The organism is Rubellimicrobium roseum, from assembly GCF_006152145.1.
In the GTDB taxonomy this organism is placed as follows: Bacteria; Pseudomonadota; Alphaproteobacteria; order Rhodobacterales; family Rhodobacteraceae; genus Rubellimicrobium; species Rubellimicrobium roseum.
Map to the genome: position 1 here is coordinate 1 of NZ_VDFV01000017.1, position 15,412 is coordinate 15,412.

At 71.6% G+C, this 15,412-nt stretch carries 16 protein-coding genes and 1 tRNA gene; 11 read left to right on the forward strand and 6 right to left on the reverse strand.

Annotated elements, in window-relative coordinates; all coding sequences use genetic code 11:
- Positions 1-713: 713 nt before the first annotated feature.
- Positions 714-1,937 (forward strand): glycosyltransferase family 4 protein, encoded by a 1,224-nt coding sequence (locus FHG71_RS12645; RefSeq protein ID WP_139082054.1) that lies wholly within the window; start codon positions 714-716, stop codon positions 1,935-1,937.
- A gap of 134 nt (positions 1,938-2,071) precedes the next feature.
- Here the strand turns inward: FHG71_RS12645 and FHG71_RS12650 are convergent, their stop codons facing one another.
- Complete coding sequence (locus FHG71_RS12650) at positions 2,072-2,311, reverse strand: Lrp/AsnC ligand binding domain-containing protein (protein ID WP_139082055.1); 240 nt, start codon at positions 2,309-2,311, stop codon at positions 2,072-2,074.
- Positions 2,312-2,475: 164 nt separating this feature from the next.
- Positions 2,476-3,492 (reverse strand): hypothetical protein, encoded by a 1,017-nt coding sequence (locus FHG71_RS12655; RefSeq protein ID WP_139082056.1) that lies wholly within the window; start codon positions 3,490-3,492, stop codon positions 2,476-2,478.
- Between the two features lie 132 nt (positions 3,493-3,624).
- Between FHG71_RS12655 and hisB the strand changes: the two genes are divergently transcribed.
- Positions 3,625-4,212: an imidazoleglycerol-phosphate dehydratase HisB gene (gene hisB / locus FHG71_RS12660; RefSeq protein WP_139082057.1), complete on the forward strand. Its 588-nt coding sequence runs from the start codon at positions 3,625-3,627 to the stop codon at positions 4,210-4,212.
- Complete coding sequence (gene hisH / locus FHG71_RS12665) at positions 4,209-4,838, forward strand: imidazole glycerol phosphate synthase subunit HisH (protein ID WP_139082058.1); 630 nt, start codon at positions 4,209-4,211, stop codon at positions 4,836-4,838. The genes hisB and hisH overlap by 4 nt, the downstream gene beginning before the upstream one ends.
- A gap of 10 nt (positions 4,839-4,848) precedes the next feature.
- Here hisH and FHG71_RS12670 read toward each other — a convergent pair whose 3' ends face one another.
- Positions 4,849-5,649 carry an alpha/beta fold hydrolase gene (locus FHG71_RS12670; protein ID WP_139082059.1) on the reverse strand — a complete coding sequence of 267 codons (801 nt, stop codon included), beginning with the start codon at positions 5,647-5,649 and terminating at the stop codon, positions 4,849-4,851.
- A 142-nt stretch (positions 5,650-5,791) separates the two neighbouring features.
- On the opposite strand from FHG71_RS12670, the gene hisA reads away from it, so the two are divergent.
- From hisA to FHG71_RS12690, 4 genes are read left to right on the forward strand one after another with little or no spacing between them, the layout of a single operon-like run.
- Complete coding sequence (gene hisA, locus FHG71_RS12675) at positions 5,792-6,514, forward strand: 1-(5-phosphoribosyl)-5-[(5-phosphoribosylamino)methylideneamino]imidazole-4-carboxamide isomerase (RefSeq protein WP_139082060.1); 723 nt, start codon at positions 5,792-5,794, stop codon at positions 6,512-6,514.
- Positions 6,514-6,963 (forward strand): hypothetical protein, encoded by a 450-nt coding sequence (locus FHG71_RS12680; RefSeq protein WP_139082061.1) that lies wholly within the window; start codon positions 6,514-6,516, stop codon positions 6,961-6,963. Before hisA ends, FHG71_RS12680 begins: the two co-directional genes overlap by 1 nt.
- 37 nt (positions 6,964-7,000) lie before the next feature.
- Positions 7,001-7,762, forward strand: a complete 762-nt coding sequence (gene hisF / locus FHG71_RS12685) for an imidazole glycerol phosphate synthase subunit HisF (RefSeq protein ID WP_139082062.1) — start codon at positions 7,001-7,003, stop codon at positions 7,760-7,762.
- A complete protein-coding gene (locus FHG71_RS12690) occupies positions 7,759-8,103 on the forward strand; it encodes a phosphoribosyl-ATP diphosphatase (RefSeq protein ID WP_139082063.1) in 345 nt (114 codons plus the stop codon). The genes hisF and FHG71_RS12690 overlap by 4 nt, the downstream gene beginning before the upstream one ends.
- Here FHG71_RS12690 and FHG71_RS12695 read toward each other — a convergent pair.
- Positions 8,100-8,537, reverse strand: coding sequence for a CoA-binding protein (locus tag FHG71_RS12695; protein ID WP_139082064.1), 438 nt, complete (start codon positions 8,535-8,537; stop codon positions 8,100-8,102). The two genes, FHG71_RS12690 and FHG71_RS12695, sit on opposite strands and share 4 nt — an antisense overlap.
- Positions 8,538-8,709: 172 nt before the next feature.
- Positions 8,710-9,513, reverse strand: coding sequence for a 23S rRNA (guanosine(2251)-2'-O)-methyltransferase RlmB (gene rlmB, locus FHG71_RS12700; RefSeq protein ID WP_139082065.1), 804 nt, complete (start codon positions 9,511-9,513; stop codon positions 8,710-8,712).
- A 123-nt stretch (positions 9,514-9,636) separates the two neighbouring features.
- Between rlmB and FHG71_RS23560 the strand changes: the two genes are divergently transcribed.
- The 3 genes from FHG71_RS23560 to FHG71_RS12705 all read left to right on the forward strand — a co-directional run bounded on the left by FHG71_RS23560 (position 9,637) and on the right by FHG71_RS12705 (position 11,382).
- Entirely contained in the window at positions 9,637-9,813 is a 177-nt protein-coding gene (locus FHG71_RS23560) for a ribosome modulation factor (RefSeq protein WP_176559408.1), read from the forward strand.
- Between the two features lie 68 nt (positions 9,814-9,881).
- Positions 9,882-9,965 (forward strand) — tRNA-Tyr (locus FHG71_RS23565).
- Between the two features lie 109 nt (positions 9,966-10,074).
- Positions 10,075-11,382 carry an O-acetylhomoserine aminocarboxypropyltransferase/cysteine synthase family protein gene (locus FHG71_RS12705; protein WP_139082066.1) on the forward strand — a complete coding sequence of 436 codons (1,308 nt, stop codon included), beginning with the start codon at positions 10,075-10,077 and terminating at the stop codon, positions 11,380-11,382.
- A gap of 37 nt (positions 11,383-11,419) precedes the next feature.
- On the opposite strand, the gene FHG71_RS12710 is transcribed toward FHG71_RS12705, so the two are convergent.
- A complete protein-coding gene (locus FHG71_RS12710; protein ID WP_139082067.1) occupies positions 11,420-12,127 on the reverse strand; it encodes an SIMPL domain-containing protein in 708 nt (235 codons plus the stop codon).
- Positions 12,128-12,298: 171 nt separating this feature from the next.
- Here FHG71_RS12710 and FHG71_RS23570 point away from each other — a divergent pair, with 171 nt between their 5' ends.
- Entirely contained in the window at positions 12,299-15,397 is a 3,099-nt protein-coding gene (locus tag FHG71_RS23570; protein ID WP_176559411.1) for a hypothetical protein, read from the forward strand.
- The last annotated feature ends 15 nt before the right edge of the window (positions 15,398-15,412 follow it).

The window sequence follows — 15,412 nt, forward strand, 5'->3', positions numbered from 1 at the left end:
CCCCTCAGACCGGGAGCTTGAATCACACCGTCACAGCGGGAGCGAGCAGATCAATGGGTCCTGAACCTAGCAGAGCATCGAGTCCTACGCGTGAGTTGGCAGGCTCCACCGGTGGCATCTCGCCTTAAAACTATCGACTGCTGGTGCTCCCGGCCCAAGGCGGCTCGCTAGGCGCAAGGCAATCGGTCTATGCAGGCCTGAGGGCAGTGCTCGGAGAGACACGAGGCTTGCCGTGTTTCTGAAAGCGGATGAAGCGGAAAATACTCGTAAGTTGGTTTACCTCGACGCGCAGAAATCTTCGGCTTCGATGATCTTGTGGAAAGGCAGGCAAGCGCGCGACGATGTCAGTGAGCCAAGCACTTTGACGTACGCGGTTCGTCTGTAGATCCCGTCCGACATGAGATGGTTGCGAAGATCCCCATCCCTGCTTGAGTCTCGGCCGCAGGCGGCGGCAATGTGCTCGGAGCGGAGCGGATGACTAGGGGTCACAGTCGAGGGGTGCATGAGCCATATTCCGCTCACGCGGTCACTGTTCGCGCGAGGACCCGCCCACGGTGCCCATGCCATGGGCCGGTTTCCGCCAGTCCACGGAAAGGACGGACGGAGGCTCTGGCGCTTCTCCCGCAGGATGCGAAATTACCTCTGAGCAGACACAATCATAGCCCAAACACGCTGCATGATTTTGTCACAATTGGCATTTGAGGGACATCGACATGGACGGAACTTCGTCCGCCGAGAGCATGCGCTTGGAGTCCCTCCTCACCCTGCCCTTCACGGGCCGGGGTGTCAGCTATTCCTGCGACCGCGTTGTTTCGGCCATGCGGGCCCCCGGTGTCTCGCCGCATGTCACGCTGCCCTATGTGATGGATGGCGAGCCCAGCGTCCCTTTCCACGCCATCCTGCCACGGCAGATCGGCCGCCCCGGCCGGCGGATCTCCCCCGGGCTCGTTCTCGGTCTGACCGAGAACGCCTTCCTGCGGCGGCTGCCGCGCGGTGACTCGGACACGGTCGCCTATATCTGGAGCGACACTTCGCCCGGCTTCGCGCGATCGCTGCGCGAGCGGGGGACCGTGGTGGTTCGAGAGAAGGTGAATTGCAGCAAGGCGCTGGCCCGGCGCGTGCTGGATGACGCCTATCGCCGCATCGGGCATGCGCCTCAGCATGGCATCAGCGACGAAGCGCTCGCAGAGGAGAACGAGCGGCTGGCTCTGGCCGACGCTATCTTCTGCCCCAGCGAATGCGTTGCCCAGTCCCTTGTGGAACTGGGGGTGCCCGAGGAGAAGCTGCTGCGGACCAGCTATGGCTTCGATCCCGACCGTTTCGCAAGCGACGCCCGGCTGCTGCCCGCGACCGATGGCGTTACCTTCGTCTTCGTGGGCACGATCTGCGTCCGCAAGGGCGCCCACCTGATTCTCAAGGCCTGGGCCCGCAGTGGCATCAAGGGACGGTTGGTCCTGGCGGGTCCCCTGGAACCGGCGGTCGAGACGGTGGCTGCGCAGGAATTGGCCCGCCCGGACGTGCTGCGGCTTCCCTTCGTGAACGATGTGGCTGCGCTCTACAAAAGCGCTGACGTCTTCGTACTGCCGAGCCTCGAGGAGGGCGATCCCCTCGTCACCCGCGAGGCGGCGTTCTGCGGGTTGCCCTCCCTTGTCTCGCCCATGGGTGCCGGTCAGGTTGTGCAGGACGGCCAGCAGGGCTACATCCTCGACCCTTACGCCGAGGACGATTGGGTGGAAGCGCTGCGCAGCATGGCTGCGCAGCCCGGCCTGCGGCAGCGCATGGGCGCGGCGGCCCACGAGCGTTCGCTGGATTTCACCTGGAGCAAGGTGGGTGTCGGCCGCCGGAGGACCCTGACCAATTTCCTCTCGGGCCGCTCCTCGCCCGAGCCGCGGAATACACGCCCATGGATCACGTCCATGGCTGCGGTCGGGGCCTGAGACGTCCCGGCGAAACCGGCTGGACAGAGGAAATGGCGGGAGCGCTGGGTTTCCGCTCGGCGCCAGCCACGCGGTCTCGGGACAGAACGCTCCCCCGAAGGGACGTTGCCGAGGAAAGGCCTGCTGGTGGACGTTCAGAAGGCCTTGAAAGTCAGCGTGGTCAGCGACCGCTCGATGTCCGGGATGTCGAGAAGACGTTCGTTGATGAAGTGACCGATGTCGGCGTCGTCGGGAACGTAGAGCTTCATCAGGAGATCCCAGTCGCCGCTCGTGGAATAAAGCTCGGAATGGATCTCCTTGAGCGCGATGGCCTCCGCCACGCGGTAGGTGGAGCCGGGGCGACAGCGGAGATGGACGAAGACGGGGGACGACATGCGAAGGGCCTTTGGGCTGACGGAGCGCGCGCCGCACCGTGGCATGTCCGGCCGGCAGGGAGCAATCCCCGCCGGGCGATAGACCTTCCGACGCCCAGAGGGCCTGACCTCGGCCTCCGACCGCGACCTGCCCGAAGGACTGTCCCCGGCGGGATGACCACGCCTCAGGCAAGGGTCAGCCGGCGGCTCTGGGAGTGAGGCGCGGCGGGTGGGGCCACCATCTGCGGGCAGATTGCCGGGGTCGGGTCGGGCTCGGCCAGCGGGCGGGCCGGGCGGCGCAGCGGCAGGACGGCGGCCGACAGAGTGGGCGGCGACAGGGGCTGACCCAGGGTCGGGCGTCTCGAGAGCACCGGTGCACCCCCTTCGACCAGTCGAGCGTAGCGGCGGCCGAGCTCGGCCAGGAGCCGGCGCGTCTCGGCCGGGCTCAGGGACGGCTCGGACGTGGCCGGGGCGGGCGCGGCCAGCTTGTCGGGAACGGCAACGCGAAGGGCTGGCTCGGCGGCCGGCTCGATCGGGGCTGGCAAGGCGGAAACCGGCCCGAGCACCGGGATAGGCATCGTGGAGTTGGAAAGGGAGGACGACTCTGGCATGGCCGAGCGGGCCAGCACGGGCGAAGGGCTGTCAACCGGCCGGACTGCCTCGACCGGGGCGGTCGTCCGTTCCGGCAAGGGTGCGACGGCGGGCACAAGGGCGGTCTCCGGCACGAAGTCTTGGGGACCAAGGTCACCCTTGGAAGCCTGGTCGTCCCCTGCCCCCGGGCCAGCGAGCGTCGCAACGGGCTGCGCCTCCTCGGGCGGCGCGGCAAGGCGCGGCCGCACCGACTGGGCTTGCGCGGCCGAGAGGGCGACCTGCGCCAGCGTCCGGGCGCCCGTTCGCCGTCCCAGCACGGCCTGGAGCGAGGGGATCAGCTCGAACAGTTCCTCCACCTCGTCGCCGCGCCGGTCCGAGAGCAGGATCGCCCCCAGGCCCGGGCTGCGCCACTCCGCGAGCAGCGCCACGTCGTGGGCAAGCCGTCCCTCGACCGATTCGCCCAGCACCAGGAGGTCGAGCGCGGTCGAGCGCGCGGCCTCCTTGGCGGGGCCGAGGCGGCCGAAGGACAGGATGTCGAAGCCTTCGGGCGCGAGCGCCGCCGCGACCTCGGTCCGGAGGGTGGGATCCTCTTCCAGGATCATGACCTGCATCGCACAGTTCCCATTCTGGTGACGTTGAGGCCAGACTACCCGCTCTTGATTAAGGACTCCTGAATCCCCGGAGGCTTGACGGGACCTCGGGCGCGGGTCATGCGGGCGCGCATGCGACGAAGGGAACGCGCCATGCGGCAGGCCACGATCACGCGCACGACGCGCGAAACCGACATCACCGTGACGCTGAACCTCGACGGCACGGGGCGGTCGGACTGCCTGACCGGCGTGGGCTTCTTCGACCACATGCTGGACCAGATCGCCAAGCACGCGCTGATCGACCTTCATGTGCGCGCCAACGGCGATCTGCACATCGACGACCATCACACCGTGGAGGACACGGGAATCGCGCTGGGTCAGGCGCTGGTCAAGGCGCTGGGCGACAAGCGCGGCATCCGCCGCTATGGCCACTTCGCGCTGGTGATGGACGACGCCAAAGTCGAGGCGGCGCTGGACCTGTCGGCCCGGGCCTGGTTCGCCTTCGAGGTCGCCTTCCCGAGCCAGAAGATCGGCACCTTCGACACCGAACTGGTGCGCGAGTTCTTCCAGGCGTTGTCCACTCATGGCGGCATGACGCTGCACATCGACAAGGTGCGGGGCCTCAACAGCCACCACATCGCCGAGGCGACCTTCAAGGCCGTTGCCAAGGCCCTGCGGATGGCGGTCGAGACAGACCAGCGGGCCAAGGACGCCCTGCCCTCGACCAAGGGGGCGCTATGACCTGCGCGCTGATCGACATCGGGATCGGGAACCTCCACTCGGCCGAGAAGGCCTTCGTCCGCATGGCCGAGGGCGATCAGGCGATCCACGTCACCGCCGACCCCGAGGTGGTGCGCCGCGCCGAGCGGGTCGTGCTGCCGGGCGACGGCGCCTTTCCGGCCTGCCGGCGGGCGCTGGCCGGGGTGCCGGGGCTGGAGGAGGCGGTTCTCGAGGCCGTACGGGCAGGCAAGCCACTGTTCGGCATCTGCGTGGGGATGCAGCTCCTCGCCTCGGTGGGCCACGAGTTCGAGACGGTCGAGGGGCTGGGCCTGATCCCCGGCGAGGTGGTGCGGATCGCGCCCGCCGACGCCGGGCTCAAGGTGCCGCACATGGGTTGGAACGACCTCGTGGTGACGGGGTCCCATCCGGTGCTGGACGGCGTGATGACGGGCGACCACGCCTACTTCGTCCATGGCTGGCAGTTCCGGGTGGCCGACCCGGCGCACAGCCTCGCGCACGTGGACTACGGCGGCGAGGTCACGGCCATCGTGGGCCGCGACAACGTCGTGGCGACGCAGTTCCACCCGGAGAAGAGCCAGGCCACCGGCTTGCGGATCATCCGCAACTTCCTGGAGTGGCGGCCCTAGGGCGCCTCCGTCAGGACAGGAAGTCGAGCAGGTCCTGCGTCGCGCGCTCGGCGTGGGTGGCGAGGAAGCCGTGCGGCGCGCCGTCGTACTCGATGTACTTGGCCTGCGGGATCATCCGGGCCGCCGTGCGACCGGTGGGCTCGATGGGGACGATGGCGTCCTTGTCGCCGTGGATGACCAGCGTGGGGACCTGGAAGGCGGCCATGTCGGGGCGGAAGTCCTCCTGCCAGGCGTCGATGCAGGCGATGGTGGCCTGCGGGCTCGCCAGCAGCGCCATGTGCAGCGACCAGTGGAGGACGCCCTCGCTCACGCCCGAGATCAGGCCCTGCCCGTAGAAGTTCTTGAAGAAGCCCTTCAGGAACTCGGGCCGGTCCTTGACGATGGCGGCCTGCATCCCCTGCAGGATCTCGGGCGTGGCCCCGCCCTCGCCCATCAGGTAGGGCGCGATGGAGCCCAGGAGCGCGGCCTTGCGCACGCCCCGGCCCTGGTGGCGGCTCATGTAGCGGGCGACCTCGCCCCCACCCATCGAGAAGCCGACGATGGCCGCGTCCTGAAGGGCGAGCCCGTCGATCACTGCCGCGAGGTCGTCGGATAGCGTGTCGTAGTTGTAGCCCTCCCAGGGCTGCTCGCTCCGCCCGAAGCCGCGCCGGTCGTAGGCGATGACCCGGTGCCCCGCGCGGGCGAGGTGGAGCGCCTGATGCTCCCAGGAATCGGCGTTCAGCGGCCAGCCGTGGATCAGCACCACGGGGCGGCCCTGCCCCCAGTCCTTGACGTAGAGAGCGGTGCCGTCGGCAGCCTCGATGCGGGGCATGGTCGTCCTCCTGCTGGAATTCCGCCCTGGATCTAGCGGAACGAAGCGGGGGGTCCACAGGGCGCGGTCCACGGGTCCCCGCATTGAAATCCGGCCCCCTCCGTGCGACAGGGAAGGCCCGTTCCAGAGCCCAGAGTTCCCGATGATCCTCTACCCCGCCATCGACCTGAAGGACGGCCAGGCCGTCCGCCTCCTGCGGGGGGAGATGAGCGCCGCGACCGTGTTCAACGACGATCCCGCCGCGCAGGCGCGGGCCTTCGTCGAGGCCGGGGCCGACTGGCTGCATCTGGTGGACCTCGACGGCGCCTTCGCCGGCGAGCCGCGCAACGCCCGCGCCGTGGAGGCGATCCTTGGGGCCTGCCCCGTGCCCGCGCAGTTGGGTGGCGGCATCCGCGACCGCGCGACGGTGGAGCGGTGGCTGGAGGCCGGGCTGCGGCGCGTGATCCTGGGGACGGCCGCGGTCGAGGACCCGGCGTTCGTGCGCGAGGTGGCCCGCGCCTATCCCGGGCAGGTCGCCGTGGGCATCGACGCGCGCGGCGAAAGGGTGGCGACGCGCGGCTGGGCCTCTGACACCGAGGCGACCGTGACCGGCCTCGCCCGCGCCTACGAGGACGCGGGCATCGCCGCGATCATCTACACCGACATCGCGCGGGACGGCGCGATGCAGGGGCCCAACGTGGAGGCCACGGCGGCGCTCGCACGGGCGGTGTCGATCCCCGTCATCGCCTCGGGTGGGGTGTCGTCGCTGGACGACCTCGCGCGGCTCAAGGCCACGGGCGTCGTGGCGGGCGCGATCGTCGGGCGCGCGCTCTACGATGGCGCGGTGGACCTGCGCGCGGCCCTGGACCTGCTGAAGAAGGACTGATGGCGCTGCGCTGGCAGGAGATAGTCGTCATTCCCGAGGTGGAGGAGGACGTCCGCTGCGACTGCTGCGGACAGCCCGCCCGCAGCGCCGAGGGACGGCTCGTGCACCGCGAGCAGCCCATCGGCCGCTTCTCGGTCCGCTGGCGGCCGGGGCACCCGGAGCATGCCGCGCGGCACGTGCTCTACCTGGGGGACTGGAACCGCCGGGGCGGGATGGTGGACGGCCCCGCCGTGGCCGCCGCCGACTACCGGGGCGGGCCGAACCACGGCTTCTACCTGCGCGACGACGCGGCGCAGCTCCTCAAGTCGCTCAAGCCCTGGCGGCCCCATTACATTCGCCGGGCCGAAGCCATCGGGCAGCCGATGGGCGAGGTGCTGTTCGCCATGCTGGACGCGATTCACGTCAAGGACCCGCGATTGCAGGAAATCCGGGGCTGGGCGGTCGTCTAGTCTGGCCCTCGGCCCGCGCCCGCGCTACACGCGCGCCATGCTCAAGACCCGGATCATCCCCTGCCTGGACGTGGCCGACGGCCGCGTGGTGAAGGGCGTCAACTTCGTCTCGCTCCGCGACGCGGGCGACCCCGTGGAAGCCGCCAAGGCCTATGACGCCGCCGGCGCCGACGAGCTCTGCTTCCTTGACATCCACGCCACGCACGAGAACCGGGGCACGATGTTCGACCTCGTGACCCGCACGGCCGAGAGCTGCTTCATGCCGCTCACGGTGGGCGGCGGCGTCCGCACGCCCGAGGACGTCAAGGCCCTGCTCCTCGCGGGCGCGGACAAGGTGAGCTTCAACTCGGCCGCTGTGGCCGACCCCGACGTGGTGGCGCGCTCCGCCGACCGCTTCGGCTCCCAGTGCATCGTGGTCGCCATCGACGCCAAGACCGTCGAGCCGGGGCGGTGGGAGATCTTCACCCATGGCGGCCGCAAGCCCACCGGCATCGACGCCGTGGAGTTCGCCCGCACAGTGGAGGCAAAGGGCGCAGGGGAGATCCTGCTCACCTCCATGGACCGCGACGGGACCAAGGCGGGGTTCAACCTTCCCCTCACCCGGGCCGTGGCCGATGCCGTGAGCATCCCCGTGATCGCGAGCGGAGGGGTCGGCACGCTCGACCACCTCGTCGAGGGCGTGACAGAGGGGCATGCGAGCGCCGTGCTCGCCGCCTCGATCTTCCACTTCGGGACCTTCACCATTCCCCAGGCCAAGGCCCACATGGCCGCGGCCGGCCTGCCGGTGCGCCTGTCATGAGCCTCCATCGCCTCGCCGCGACCATCGAGTCCCGCAAGGGCGCCGATCCCGAAAGCTCCTGGACGGCCAAGCTGCTCGCCAAGGGGCCCGAGAAGGCCGCGCAGAAGTTCGGCGAGGAAGCGGTCGAGGCCATCGTCGAGGCGGTCAAGGGCGACCGCGAGCGGCTGGTCGGAGAAGCGGCGGACGCGATCTACCATCTTCTCGTCATGTGCGCGGCGCGGGACGTGACCCTTTCCGACATCGAGGCCGAACTCGAACGCCGGGAAGGGCGTTCTGGTATTGCCGAGAAGGCCTCGCGCAGCGACTCTGCCTTGAAAAAGCCACAATCGGGCTCGACCTAAGGGAAAGCTGAGACGGGCGGGATCCCCAGCTGGGGGATCTCGATGGCCGGGCAGTGATTCTGCACGACCCGTATGCCGCCGGCCTCGGCACGACGCGCCGCTTCGTCGTCGCGGACGCCCAGTTGCGTCCAGATCGCATAGGGCCGCGGAGATAGGGCGAGCGCCTGGTCCGTCACCCCCGCCACCTCCCCGCTTCGGCGGAAAACATCCACCATGTCTACCGGCACGCGGATGTCCGCCAATGCGGCGTGCACCTTTTGGCCAAGGATCTCCTGCCCGGCCAGTCCCGGATTGACCAAGATCACGTGATAGCCTCTGGTCTGGAGGAACTTCGCGACGCCGTGACTGGGCCGACCGGGGTTAGCAGAAAAACCAACGATGGCGATGGACCGGACGGACGTCAGGACATCGCGGATCAGGTCGTCGTGCGTCATCAGGTCCGGCCTCGCGGATAAAAAAACGCCCGGACGAAAGCCCGGGCGCGAGGTGTGGAACGAGGGACAGTGAAGCGAAACGCACAGGTTCCAGATGTGCGTCGCAAGTAAGACGCACGACGACCCCGTTGGTTCCCGGCCCGTGACGATTTTGGCGTTCACGCTTTCGTGTTCAGGCCGAACCGCCTGAATTGTCGGCGTCAGGGGAAGCCGCGTAGAGCGCCACCGCCGCAGCGTTGGACACGTTGAGGGAGCCGAAGCTACCCGCCGCCCCGATCCGCACCAGTTCGTCGCAGGTTGCGCGCGTCTTCTCGCGCAGGCCGGGCCCCTCGGCGCCCATCACAAGCGCCACCGGCCGGTTGCGGCGGCCCTCCAGCGCCGCGCCGATCGTCCGCTCCCCCTCGCCGGCAAGGCCCAGCACCAGAAAGCCCATGGCGCGCAGCTCCTCCATGGCATCGGCCAGGTTCTTCACCCGGATGTAGGGCTGCCGCTCCAGTGCCCCGGAGGCGGCCTTGGCCAGCGACCCGGTCTCGGGCGCGGCGTGGCGTTCGACCCCCACCACCGCGCGGGCGCCGAAGACCTCCGAGGAGCGCAGGACCGCGCCGACGTTGTGCGGGTCCGTCACGCGGTCGAGAAGCACGATCCGCGCGGGCCCCGGCCCCTCGGCCAGCGCCGCATCGCGGAGGGAGCCCCAGTCGAGCGGCTTCACCTCCAGCGCCGCGCCCTGGTGAACCGACTCGGGGTCGAGCGGCGCCGCGAACTTGCGGGGATCGCTGATCTCGGGCTCCATCCCGCTCTCGGCCACTGCGTCGGCAAGCTTGTCGAGCGCGTTGGGGGTGACCACCAGACGCACACGTTCGCGCCGCGGGTTCAGGAGCGCGTCGCGCACGGCATGAAGGCCGAAGAGCCAGATCGTCTCCTGGGCGGCCACGCGGCGGGCGCGCTCCTTCTCGATGACCCACTGGGGTTTCTTCACGATGGCCTCCCTCGTTCCGGACGGCCGTCCTTGCCGCGCCCGCGCCTCGCGCGCAAGCCGCCCCTCGCCGTCCGGGCGCCCCCGCCTATCTATCGCGCGCCGCAACGGGATCGAGAGGACCGCATGGAGAGCAGCGAGGCATGGCGGGCGGGCTTCCGGGCGGGCGAGCGGCGGCAGGCGCTGCTGTCCAACCCCTATCCGGCCGGGACCGACGAGTTCCGCCTCTGGCAGGCCGGCTGGCGCGCCGCGGAGGGAACGCCTCGTCCGGGCGACGGGCCTCCGCCCGCCGAGACGCCCTGACATCACGGAAAGCCCGCGCGAATCCGGTTGACCCCCCTGCGCGCTCCGGCTATCTCCCGCCTCGCGTCGGGCGACGAGCTGCAAGGTGCGGCAGCGGACTGTAACTCCGCCGGGGAGACCCATGCCTGGTTCGATTCCAGGGTCGCCCACCACTCCCCTCAGTGGTGATGGTGTGCCGCGTCCTCCGTGGTTGGAGAGACGCCTTCTCTTCCCTATCGCGCAAAGCCTCGTCTAAGGTCCCCCGCAAAAGGGAGGACACCGATGGCCGACAAGCCGCTTCACTTCGACACGCTCCAGGTCCATGCGGGCACGCCGCCCGACCCCGCCACCGGCGCGCGGCAGGTGCCGATCTACCAATCCACCGCCTTCGTCTTCAAGGACGCCGACCATGCCGCCCGGCTCTTCAACCTGCAGGAGGTGGGCTACATCTACTCGCGCCTCACCAACCCGACGGTGATGGCGCTGGCGAACCGCATCGCGGCGCTGGAGGGCGGCGCGGGCGCGGTCTGCTGCTCCTCGGGGCACGCGGCGCAGATCATGGCCTTCTATCCGCTGATGCAGCCGGGCTGCAACGTGGTGGCCTCCACGCGCCTGTATGGCGGCACGGTCACGCAGCTCACGCAGGTCTTCCGCAAGTTCGGCTGGGAGGCCAAGTTCGTCGACATCGACGACGAGGCCGCCATCCGCGCCGCCATCGACGACAAGACCCGCGCCGTCTACTGCGAGTCGATCACCAACCCCGGCGGCCACATCACCGACCTGCCCATGGTCGCCCGCGTGGCCAAGGCGGCGGGCGTGCCGCTGATCGTCGACAATACCTCGGCCAGCCCCTACCTCTGCCGGCCGTTCGAGCACGGGGCCAGCATCGTCGTCCACTCGACCACAAAGTACCTGACCGGCAACGGCACCGTCACCGGCGGCTGCATCGTGGATTCCGGCAACTTCGACTGGTCGGCCTCGGACAAGTTCCCGTCGCTCAGCCAGCCCGAGCCCGCCTATCACGGCCTCAAGTTCCACGAGACCTTCGGCCCCATGGCCTTGACCTTCCACGGGATCGCCATCGGGCTGCGTGACCTGGGCATGACCATGAACCCGCAGGCGGCGCACTACACGCTCCTGGGGATCGAGACGCTGTCCCTCCGCATGGACAGGCACGTGAAGAACGCCATGGCGGTCGCGCGCTGGCTGGAGCAGGACCCGCGCGTGGCGGGCGTCACCTATGCGGGGCTTGAGTCCTCGCCCTACTTTGCCCGCGCGGCGCGGATCTGCCCCAAGGGAGCGGGCGCGATCTTCACCGTCCAGCTCAAGGCCGGCTACGAAGGCTGCGTGAGGTTCGTGAACGCGCTCAAGCTGTTCAGCCATGTGGCGAACCTCGGGGACGCGCGCTCCCTCGTGATCCACTCGGCCTCGACCACGCATCGCCAGCTCTCGCCCGAGCAGCAGAAGGCCGCGGGGGTGATGCCCGACGCGGTGCGCCTGTCCATCGGGATCGAGGATTCGCGCGACCTGATCGCCGACCTCGACCAGGCGCTCGCCACAGCCGGGGCCGAGCAGCCGGTCCCGGCCTGACCGTCCGGGGCCGGCGGTGCCCGCCGGCCCCCACCCGTCACTCGACGGCGAAGGTGACGCTGACGCTGGCCGTCAGGCTGAGCGAGCCCGGCGCCACCGGGACCGACTCGGCCGCCGCGCCGCCGCGCGCGTCGTACATCGGCATCGGGGGCCCGAAGCCGCCCGTCTCGCTGATCGCGACCAGATCGCCCAGGGTCACGCCCGCGGCCTCGGCGTAGAGCTCGGCGCGGGCGCGGGCATCGTCCACGGCGGCGCGGCGGGCCTCGTCGGTGACGGGGCGCGGGTTCGTCAGATCGAAGCTGATGCCATTGATCCGGTTCGCCCCGTCCGCCACCACCGCGTCCAGCACCGCCCCGAGAGCGCCAATGTCGCGGATCGTGACGTCAAGGAACTGCGTGGCGATGAAGCCCGTCATCTCGGGCTGCCCGTCGGGCGTGTTGTAGTTGTAGGACGGCTCCAGCATGAGCTGCCCGGTCTGGATGTCGACCTGCGACACGCCCTCGGTCCCGAGCCGCGCCAGCACCGCCGCCGTGCCCTCCGACATGGCGGCCATCGCCTCGCCGGCGGTGGCGGCCTGGTGGGACACGCCGAGCGAGACCCGCGCCATGTCGGGCGCGGCGGTGGCGCGACCCTCGCCCACCACCTGGATGACGCGGGGCACGGCAGGCGCGGCCTCCTGGGCCGAGAGCGCCGGGGGCAGGACGAGCAGAAGCGCCGGAAGGACGGCGCCGAGGATGCGGGACATGGAAAGCTCCTTTCGCTGCGGCAGAACTTCGGGTGCGCGGGGCGCCGCCGCAAGGCGCTTGGTGGTAGGGTTCTCCCGACTTTGCCGTCGCCTTGGGCGGGAAGCTGCTTTAGGGGAGAGGAGCCTCCCTCCCCTGTTCCGCCGCCCCGCGCGGGATGCTAGACGCCGTCCATGATCCCCGATTTCGCCCTCTCGCTGTCCTTCGACGGAATCCGTCTTCTCCATCGCACGGCCGAGGGCTGGACGCCGGTGGGCGAGGTGGCCCTCGATTCCCCCAACCTTGCCGGGGACCTCGCGGCCCTGCGGCGCGCGGGCCTCGCCTTGGGCGTGCCCTGGGTCGGCACCAAGGTCCTGCTCCCGCCCGAGCAGGTGCGCTTCATGACGCTCGACGACCCCGCCGCCGATGAGGCCGCCGTGCGCCGGGCTCTCGACGGGGCCACGCCCTATGCGGTCGAGGACCTGGTAATCGACCACGCGAGCAACGGGGCCCGCACCCATGTCGCCGCCGTTGCCCGCGAGACGCTGGAGGAGGCCGAGTCCTTCGCCGGCGAACACGGCTTCCGCCCGCTCTGCTTCGCTGCCCGGACGCCCGAGGGCGGGCCCGAGGTCTTCTTCGGGCCGAGCCGGCTCGCCGCCTCGATCCTGGGGGATCAGGCCGTCGAGCGGGAACGGCCCGTGGCGATGCCCGCCCCCGTCATCGTCGCGCCTGAGCCCGCTCCGGTCCCCGTGCCCGCTCCCGATTCCATGCCCGTCGTCGACAGGCCGGCCGCGCCCGATGTGGAGCCCGAGCCCGAGCTGGTCGCCGAGCCAGACCTGCCGCCCGACCCGGCGGGCCCAGCCGAGGACGACACGCCTCAGATCTCCCGCGAGCTGCGCCCGGTCGAGGCCGCGCGGCCGCCCCTGCCCGAGCCTGTTCCGTCCGAGCCGCCGCAGCCCGACCCTGCGCCCGCGCCGCTTCCCGAGCCCGAGCCGGACCCTGCCCCGACCGTGGCGCCCGCGCGCATCCCGGCCGTGGCACCCTCGTCTGCCCCAACCGCGCCACTCTCGGCGACGGGCGTGCCGCAACCCATCTTCGCCTCGCGCGCCAAGCCCTTGCGCGGCCCGACCGCCGAGCCGCCCAAGGCCGAGACGCCCAAAGCCTTGCCGCCGAAGCCCGTCCCGCTGTCGGGCGCGCTCCTGAAGGCCCGCGCTGCCGAGGGGACCAAGTCGCCCTCCGCTCCGCCCCCCACGATGCCCAAGTCCGTGCCGCCCAGGCCCGTCGCGCCCGTGGTCACGGCGTCCGAGCCTGCCGCGCCGTCCAGGCCGGCCAAGCCGCTGTCGGCCCCGCCCCGCATGTCGGCGCCCGCTCCGGCCGCTCCCCGCGGCCTGTCGGGCGGGCCCGCTCCCGCCGCGTCCCGTGCCCAGCCCGCCTTGTCGGCCGCGCCCCGGCCGGCCGGCGCCGCGGCCCCCGCCGCCCCCGCGCGCGAGCCTGCCGCGGCGTCCCGCCCCGCCGAGCCCAGGCCCGAGGCCCCCACCCGCGTGGGCGGCAAGCCCCGCTTCCTGGGCCTGATCCTGACGGCGGTGCTCCTCTTGCTTATGGCGGCCGTCGCGGTCATGGCCGCCGTGTCGGAACAGGGTCTCGCCGGCCTCCTGGGCCTGGACGCCCCGATCGAGACGGCCGCTGCGCCCGACGCCGCGCCGGAGACCCCCGTCGAGGTTACCGCCGCCGAGCCGCCCTCGCCGGTCATCGCCCTGCTAGCCGACCCCGCGCCCCAGGCTCCGGGCGCCGAGGAGGACGTCGCCGCCCCGGTCGATGCGCCTCAGGCCCCCGCGCCCGAGGCGCAGGCCGCCGCCACCGCAGCCGTCGCCGCCGCCATCGAGGCCCTGCCCGAACCGGCGGCGCCCGAGCCCCCCGTGCCCGGCGTGGCCGTGAGCCCGGAAGAGGCCGACCGCGTCTATGCGGCGACCGGCGTCTGGCTGCGCGCGCCCCGCCTGCCCGTCGAGCCGCCCGCGCTCGCGGCCGACGCCCCGGCGCTGGCGCTGTCGGCCGACAAGGCTCCGGAAGCCCAGAGACCCCTTCTGGCCGCCGCCACCACCGACAGCCCGCTGCCCGCGCCTGCCAACCCGCCCCCGCCCGGCACCCGCGTGCCACTCGACACGCAGGGGCGCGTGCTCGCCACGCCCGAGGGCGTGCTGTCGCCGGACGGCGTGCGCATCGTCGCCGGGGCACCCGCCCGCGTGCCGCCGACACGGCCGGGCACGCCCGCGCCGCCGATGGCCTCGCCCACCGCCGCCGAAGGTTCCGCTTCCCCGCCGACCGAACCGCCCGCCGTCTCGCCCCGGGTCCGCCCTGCGGACGCGGCACCCGCCGAGGAGGGCGCCACGGCAGAAGCCGCCTGGACCAATGCCATGGCCGAGCCCCCGGCGCTCGGCCCCCGCGCCCGCCCCGCCGGGGTGGCCCCTTCCGAGACCCAGGCGTCGGACGCGCCTCCGATCCCGCCCGGCGGCGTAAGCCTGACGGCCTTCGACGGGCCGAGCCCCGCCGCGCGGCCCCAGGGGATCGCGCCCGAGGAGCCTGACGTGCCCGAGGCGCTCGCCGCCTTCGACGGCCCGAGCCCCGCGGCCCGGCCCGAGGGGATCGCGCCCGAGCCTTCGGCCGAGCCGCCCGCCGCGCCCGACGTGACCGATGCGATCGCGCAGGCCCTGGCCCAGCCCGCAGCGCCCGCGCCACCGCCGCAGCCCGACGTGCAGACGGCGCTCGCGGCCATCGTCGCGGGCGGGGCGGACCCGCTGGCCGGGGCCACGGCCCGCGCCGTCCCGGTGGCGCGCGTCCCCGATTCGCGCCCGCGCAATTTCGACCGCGTGGTGCGCCAGCAGCTTGACCGCGTGGCCCGCGCGTCCCAGACGCGCGAGGCTCCCCGCGCCACGCAGCAGGCCGCCGCTGCGCCGGGTGCCGTGGGAACAGGGAACCTCGCCGCCAACGAGCGCGCCGAGGCCGGCGAGGCCGAGAGCGCCAGCTCCGCCGCCGCGGTGCCCTCGGGACCCACGGCCGCGACCGTCGCGGGGGCCGCGACCTATGCCGACGCCATGGCGATGCGCGAGATGAACCTGATCGGCGTCTATGGCCAGCCGGGCCAGCGGCGCGCCCTGGTGCGGATGGGCAACGGACGCTACCTGCGGGTGGGCGTGGGCGACAGCCTCGACGGCGGCCAGGTGACGGCCATCGGCGACAACGCCCTGAACTACGTCAAGCGTGGCCGGACCGAGGTGCTGGTGATCCCCGGCGGCTGAGCGCGCAGGGGACTC